Here is a 6,900-nt window from a genome sequence, read left to right as displayed (position 1 = left end):
TGGAGGCACGCACATGAGCGCGCAGACAAGACCGAGGTACCGGATACGTCCCTCGGACGTGACGCCGTATTCGCCGGCGAACCACACCGGAACGCGCAACTTCCGCCTCATCGGCCCTGAGACCGTCGGCGCGAGGAACCTCGAGGTGCTGGTGGGCGAGATCGAGCGTGGCAAGGGGGCGCTGCCGCACGCACACCCGGGCATCGAACAAGTGTGCTACCTGCTCGAAGGCGAGGCACATGTCGAGGTCGCGGGCGAGCAGTTCGAGCTGAAACCGGGCGAGGCCTGCTTCTTTCCGGCCGACGCGATGCACCTTTTCATCGTCACGAGCGAACGCGCGAAAGTGCTCGTGATCTACTCGCCGCCCTACGGCGAGGACCCGGCGCGGGTGCGGAGGGCGGGGTAGCGTTCCAGCTGCGACAGGGGCGTCGGCCGCTTCGGGGCCTGTCGCGCCGGCGCAGCCTCTTTTGTTCCTGGAGATAAGAGCGCAGGAGCGGCAGCGCTCGGCTCCAGATCCATCGACGCGGCACTCAAGGCTTAAAGCGAGCGCGCGCGCCGTAGGGCAGAGCAAAATTCAGGGTGACCGTAGCGCCAATTGCAGCAAGCGATCCGTCTCGCTACTCGCGCGGCAGCGACGCCTCACGCACGTGCAGCTGAACGCGCGCACGACCCCCACCGCCAGCGTTGTCGCTCAGGACCTTGCCTGCCTCGATGACCTCTCCGGCGCCGAGTGGCTTCAGCAGCGGTGGTGCGATGGTGCTGTGCGTTACCTATGTTCCGTTCCGGGTCGCACGCGCCAGCCGCGGCCAACCGTACCAGCGCCGGTGCACTGCGTTTTAACCCGGACCGCACATATTCCTGCGTGCCGGCAACATTCTGATTTGACGATAGATTGACAGGAGCAGGGTCGGGGAACAACATGTTGGGCGGACGAACGGTCTAAGCATGCGGTAGTCGGAGCCTGAATGACGATGGACGATCTCCTTGCTAGCCTCCGCAAGTTTGACGCTTTGCGGGATGTGGCTGCCGACGGACGTGCCGATACGGTGATCACCCGCGTGCTTCCGAGCTGTCCGCCGGAGCTTGCGCCTGATGCGTATCTGGACCGCTTTCCGCCAGCCGTCCGTAGAGCCCTAGCGAGCCACGGCATCAAGGCACTCTACGCGCATCAGGCGGAAGCGATCGATCGCATCCGGGCCGGCGACGACGTGGTACTCGAGGCCCCGACCGCTAGCGGCAAAACGCTCTGCTTCAACATCCCACTGACGCTCGCGCTCCTGGACGACCCACAAGCACACGCCCTCATGGTTCATCCGATGAAGGCGCTCTCGAACGACCAGCGCCGCCAGTTCGAGGAGATCGCCGGATCTCTGGAGGGGGTGGCAAGGCGGCGACTGGAGTCCTGGATCTATGACGGTGATCTCGAACCTGAGCACCGACGGCTTCTCAGGGCGCATCCCCCCGCAGTGCTGTTCACGAATCCCGAGATGCTCCATCAGAGCTTTCTCGGCTGGCAAGAGCAGTGGTTCAACTTTCTGACCAGGCTTAGGCTCGTTATCCTCGACGAGATCCATGAGTATCGCGGGTACTTCGGCACAAACGTCGCTCTACTCCTGCGGCGATTCTTCGCGAAGCTGGGACAGCTCGGCGTACGTCCACAGGTCGTCCTCGCAACTGCGACCTGCGGAAACGCCGAGGAACACGCTTCCCGGCTTACAGGTAGGAAGTGCGTGCTGGTACGCGCAACCACAGCCATGCGTTCCGAGCGTCACTTCACGTTCATTAATCCGGGGATTCCCGACTTCCAGTTCCATGAGATCTACAAGCTCCGGATCGCGCGAGCCGCGCTCGCCTGCGTGGCGGAGGGCCTCAGCACCCTGATTTTCTGTCCGTCCCGTAGATTCGCCGAGGAGGCTGCCATCCGAGCCAAGCGCGATGCGGCGGACTACGGGATCGAACCCGAGACGATCGCGCCCTACCGCAGCGGGTACGAGGCCGAGCTCCGCCGAGAGATCGAGGACGGACTCCGTGCTGGCCGTTTCAAGGCCGTCTTCAGCACCAACGCCTTGGAGATCGGGGTGGACATCGGGCGACTTGACGTGTGCATCCTAGCGGGGTTTCCCGACAGCGTGCTGTCGGCTTGGCAACGGATCGGGCGCGTCGGCCGCGGGTGGGACAAGAAGGCCTACGTCCTCTTTTACGCGTTCAATAACCCGTTCGACCGGTTCTTCGCGAACAACATCGACGCGTTCCTCGACAAGCCGCTCGACGAGATCTTGATCGGCGTCGACAACGAGGAACTAATGGGCAAGCACCTGCCGTACTTGGTTCACGAGTGTGGCGCCGACTTCACGCCCGAGCTTGGGAAACACTTGGGCACGCCATTCTTCAATTTCGCCCGCAACGCGATCCGCGACAGGAGGCCTGTCAGGAATCATAGACCCAACTACCAGCGGCTGAGTATCCGAGGCGGCTCGGGCACGACATACCAGCTAGTGTACAAGGGTAAGCAGATCGGGGAGATCTCCGACGTGCATCTGTTCCGGGAGGCCTACGTCGGGGCGATCTACAACCACTTCGGGAAGCCGTATCGGGTGACGGCGCACGCGGCGGGCGAAGTGCACTTAGAGGACGCCGAGCCGTACCTTCGCAGTGAGGGCATTTTCTGGACCGTCGTCCAGGAGGCCGAGATCTCCTCAGGCTTTCGGTACGCGGAGAATCTGGCTGCCTGCTACGGCAGGCTCACCGTCTTCGAAAACTTCGGGGGGTTTAAGTTGATTGACAGCCGCTCGGGAGAGGTCCTCCACGAAGAGCGAAGCCAGCTCGCGCGTTCGTCGAACGTCAGAGGGTTCTGGCTAGAGCTGACAGACACCTCAATGCTTGTCAGCAGTACGAACGTGCGCGACCTATTCGGAGTGGAGCAGCTGCTCCGCATTGGAGCGCCCTTCGTCGTCCCGTGCGACAGGCATGACCTTGCCACACTGACGACTGTTAGGCATCCGCCAGCGGTGTACCTCTACGAGACCGTGCCGGGCGGCATCGGTGTGGCAGAAAAGGCGCTTGAGGTGTGGCCGACAATAATTGAGCTGGCAATCGGGATTGCCGAAAGATGCAGCTGCAGACATGGGTGTCCGAGTTGTTTGGTGCCCCCGCGATTGCCCCTCAACTTTGAAGAGCCCAAGAAGGACTCAGCGATAACGGTAGCACGGCGCTTCTTGGAAATCGCGAATACCCCCAGACCCGAAAAGTTCGACCCCGTTACGCACACGTGGATCCCAATGTGACAGTGGCAGAAATGGACGCTTTGGAGTTAGAACCGCCAACAACCGGTCGCAGTGGACGGTCCGCTCCGCGGCTTGCTGGTGAACCTTGACCGTAGACCGGCCCACTGCCTTTTGGCTATAACCTAGCCAGAAGGCTCTTGAAGATCATTCTCGCAGCTCAGGCGGTCGAGGACCCGAAGGGATTGACGGCCAACATCCGCGCGGCCGCGCGTGACGGCCTTGAGACGCACCTTCGGCACGAGCCGACGAAGCAGAGCCGTAGTCGAATCAAACGACTGAAGAAGCTGGCGCAACCTCAGTATCGGCTAAGGCTCGGGGAGGTGCGGGTGTTCTATGATGTCAGGGAGGAACGCGTCGAGATCTTGGCGATCGTTCTCAAATCGGAGGCTGCAGAATGGCTCGCGAAATACGGAAAATCGGACCCAGAGTGAAAACTAGGCAGGTTCCCTTGGCGGCAGTCAAGGATGACCTGTCTCGTTATCTCAGGGAGGCTGAGAAGGGTGAGATCGTAATCACCCGACATGGGAAGCCCGCGGGCGTTCTCATCGGGTTCCGGTCGGAAGAGGACTGGTTCGACTACCGCCTGGAGAACGATCCGCGGTTCCTCGATCGAATCGCGCGGGCGCGCGCCAGCTTGCGCGCCGGGCGCGGGGTACGACTCGAGGACGTAAACTCGTGAGCAGTGCGCTCCGGCTCGCAAGCGTTACCAACCGACGGCCGCAAGCGTGCGGTGCCGGCCGCGGTGATTCCGCGGCTTGATTGCCCAAGGGGCGAAGTGGTCCTCGCGCCCGGCCGCCGTGTGCAGTAGCGACTGCGCATCGTCAAGAAGCGTCCGCTGCGGTTGTGTCTCGCCATACCTGCCAAGGTAGTCGGGCACGTGCGAGGCAGCAAACAGCGTTAGACCGCATCGGCCCATGCCGGCTCACCGTCCGCCTGTGGGTGTCCAGCTTGTCGCGCTAATTCTGGCGCTGGGTGTCACCTACGCGGCGGCGGCTTTGGGTGCGCTCGGATCCGCACAAGCGCGGTCCTTCTATGCGGAGCTCGTGAAGCCCGAGTGGGCGCCACCCGGTTGGCTGTTCGGTCCGGTATGGTCGCTGCTCTACACGCTGATGGCCGTTGCCGTTTGGATGGTGTGGCGCTCCGCAGGCTTTCCCGCGGCGAGGCTGGCGGTGGGCCTCTTCGCGGTGCAACTGGCGGCCAACGCGCTCTGGAGCTGGCTTTTCTTCGCGTGGCGGGAAGGTGCGGCGGCGTTCGCCGAAATCGTGCTGCTTTGGGCCCTCATCGTCGCGACCGCGGCGGCATTCTGGCGCGTCAATCGCCTTGCCGCGCTGTTGCTGGTGCCTTACCTTGTCTGGGTGACATTCGCCTCGGTGCTCTCGTGGGTGATTTGGCAATCGAACCCGCAGCTTCTCGGGTAGCCGAGGTGTGGATTGCGGTCTGAACCGCGCTGTCGAGAGTTCTTCTCGTGACTGATATCGAGCACACCGGAACGCCGCTCCTTTACGTAGGCTTTAGCCTCCTCGTCGCCGTCTTGCTCGCGGTGGACTTCCTCCTTCTGCGAACGAAAGGCGATCACAGGGTTTCGGTGAGGGAGGCGGCTGGGTGGTCGGTCGTATGGATTGTGGCGGCCGGCGCCTTCGGCGCCTGGTTCTGGTGGTACCTCGAGGGACAATTCGGCGCCGAAATCGCTACGCGCAAAACTCTCGAATATGCGACCGGCTACCTCATCGAAAAGGGCCTCGCCGTCGAGAACGTGTTCGTCTGGATCACGATCTTCACTTACTTTTCGATACCGCCCGAACTTCAGAAGCGCGTGCTCCTGTGGGGAGTGGTCGGCGCGATTCTCATGCGCGCGGTGCTCATTTACCTTGGAGCCCTCCTGATCGAGCAGTTCTCGTGGATCTTCTACGTCTTCGGCGCGTTTCTGGTCGTCACCGGCGTCAAGATGTTCCTGTTCACGGGCCAGACAAGCGATCTCGGCTCCAATGTTCTGTTGCGCTGGCTTCGGGGCCACCTGCGCATCACCAGCCGGCTGCATGGCGAGCGCTTCGTGGTGATCGAGAACGGCGGGCGGGCATTCACGCCTCTGTTCCTCGTTCTGGTGCTGGTCGAGGTGACGGACCTCATCTTCGCCGTGGACAGCATTCCGGCCATCTTCGCGGTGACGAGCGATCCGTTCATCGTGTTCACCGCGAACACCTTCGCCATCCTGGGCTTGCGGGCCATGTACTTCCTGCTCGCCGACATGGCAGGGCGCTTCCACCTTCTCGGATACGGCCTTGCCGTGATCGTAACCCTGGTCGGCATCAAGATGCTCATCACCGATCTGTACAAGGTGCCCGTTCTCTGGATGCTCGGCGCCGTTGCGATCGTGCTGGCCGTGTCCATTGTGGCGAGCCTTCTCGCGCGACCCGCGGATCGCGCCACGGGGGAGTCGAAGCCCTGAGGGCGGCGAGGGGTGCGCTTGCTTGAGCCTCGCGAGATGGCCCCGTGAATCGCCGGACGCGCAGCGGACCGCGGTTTCGCGCTCCAGGGTCACGCCCACGCGGCGCAACTGGCACAATCCGGTGAGTTGGAACCGAGTACGATGGACTTCGCCTTTACCCCGGAACAGGAGCGTATTCGCGAGGCGGTGGCGAAGCTCTGCGCGCGCTTCGACGACGCGTACTGGCTGAAAAAGGACCGCGAAGGCGGTTTCCCCGAGGACTTCCACCGGGCGCTCGCCGCCGACGGCTGGCTGGGGATCGCGATGCCGGAGGCGTATGGCGGCGCCGGGCTCGGCATCACCGAGGCGGCGATCATGATGCAGGCGATCGCCGAATCCGGCGCGGGGTTTTCCGGCGCCTCCGCCGTGCACATGAACATCTTCGGCCTCAACCCGGTGGTCGTGTTCGGCACCGAGGAGCAGAAAAGGCGCATGCTTCCCGGGTTGATCGCCGGGCGCGAACGCGCCTGCTTTGCCGTCACCGAGCCGAACACGGGCCTGGACACGACGCGCCTGAAGACGCGCGCCGAAAAGCGCGGCGGCAAGTACTACATCTCCGGCCAGAAGGTCTGGATCTCCACCGCCCAGGTGGCGGAGAAGATCCTGCTTCTTGCGCGCACGACGCCGCTCGAAGAGGTGAAGAAGCCGACGCAGGGCCTCTCGCTCTTTTATACCGATCTCGACCGGCGCTACGTCGAAGTGCGCGAGATCGAGAAGATGGGCAGGAAGGCCGTGGACTCGAACCAGGTGTTCTTCGATGCCATGCCGGTGCCCGAGGAGGATCGCATCGGCGAGGAGGGGCGCGGCTTCGAATACATCCTGCACGGCATGAACCCGGAGCGCATCCTGATCGCCGCAGAATCGGTGGGGCTGGGGCGCTGCGCGCTTGCGCGCGCGGCGAGCTACGCCAAGGAGCGGATCGTCTTCGGCCGCCCGATCGGCAAGAACCAGGCGATCCAGCATCCGCTCGCGGCGAACTGGATGGCGCTGGAGGCGGCGAACCTGATGGTGTTCAAGGCCGCCTGGCTCTACGACAACGGCAGGCCCTGCGGCGCCGAGGCGAACGCGGCGAAGTACCTCGCCGGCGAAGCCGCCTTCGACGCCTGCCAGCAGGCGGTGATGACGCACGGT

Annotated in this window: 7 protein-coding genes; all 7 read left to right on the top strand. The window is 63.3% G+C overall.

Features of this window, described 5'->3' with window-relative positions; genetic code table 11:
- Nucleotides 1-13 precede the first annotated feature (13 nt).
- Nucleotides 14-406, top strand: a complete 393-nt coding sequence (locus VNM24_02360; protein HWQ37441.1) for a cupin domain-containing protein — start codon at nt 14-16, stop codon at nt 404-406.
- A gap of 559 nt (nt 407-965) precedes the next feature.
- Nucleotides 966-3,284 carry a DEAD/DEAH box helicase gene (locus VNM24_02355; protein HWQ37440.1) on the top strand — a complete coding sequence of 773 codons (2,319 nt, stop codon included), beginning with the start codon at nt 966-968 and terminating at the stop codon, nt 3,282-3,284.
- A 137-nt stretch (nt 3,285-3,421) separates the two neighbouring features.
- Nucleotides 3,422-3,715 carry a type II toxin-antitoxin system RelE/ParE family toxin gene (locus VNM24_02350; GenBank protein HWQ37439.1) on the top strand — a complete coding sequence of 98 codons (294 nt, stop codon included), beginning with the start codon at nt 3,422-3,424 and terminating at the stop codon, nt 3,713-3,715.
- A 17-nt stretch (nt 3,716-3,732) separates the two neighbouring features.
- Nucleotides 3,733-3,963 carry a type II toxin-antitoxin system Phd/YefM family antitoxin gene (locus tag VNM24_02345; protein ID HWQ37438.1) on the top strand — a complete coding sequence of 77 codons (231 nt, stop codon included), beginning with the start codon at nt 3,733-3,735 and terminating at the stop codon, nt 3,961-3,963.
- Between the two features lie 235 nt (nt 3,964-4,198).
- Nucleotides 4,199-4,702 (top strand): TspO/MBR family protein, encoded by a 504-nt coding sequence (locus VNM24_02340; protein ID HWQ37437.1) that lies wholly within the window; start codon nt 4,199-4,201, stop codon nt 4,700-4,702.
- A gap of 47 nt (nt 4,703-4,749) precedes the next feature.
- Nucleotides 4,750-5,730, top strand: a complete 981-nt coding sequence (locus VNM24_02335) for a TerC family protein (protein ID HWQ37436.1) — start codon at nt 4,750-4,752, stop codon at nt 5,728-5,730.
- A gap of 141 nt (nt 5,731-5,871) precedes the next feature.
- Nucleotides 5,872-6,900, top strand: a 1,029-nt coding sequence (locus VNM24_02330; protein ID HWQ37435.1) for an acyl-CoA dehydrogenase family protein, incomplete at its 3' end; no start/stop codon positions are given.

The sequence above is a fragment of the Burkholderiales bacterium genome, assembly GCA_035560005.1.
GTDB lineage: Bacteria > Pseudomonadota > Gammaproteobacteria > Burkholderiales > Eutrophovitaceae > DASRFY01.
Note: the sequence above shows the minus strand (reverse complement) of the source record. Positions and strands in the feature narration are given on the sequence as shown.

Bases quoted from the DNA above. Each gene is read 5' to 3' on its own strand.
- VNM24_02355 (HWQ37440.1), top strand. From the start codon at position 966: ATGACGATGGACGATCTCCTTGCTAGCCTCCGCAAGTTTGACGCTTTG.
- VNM24_02360 (HWQ37441.1), top strand. From the start codon at position 14: ATGAGCGCGCAGACAAGACCGAGGTACCGGATACGTCCCTCGGACGTG.
- VNM24_02340 (HWQ37437.1), top strand. From the start codon at position 4,199: ATGCCGGCTCACCGTCCGCCTGTGGGTGTCCAGCTTGTCGCGCTAATT.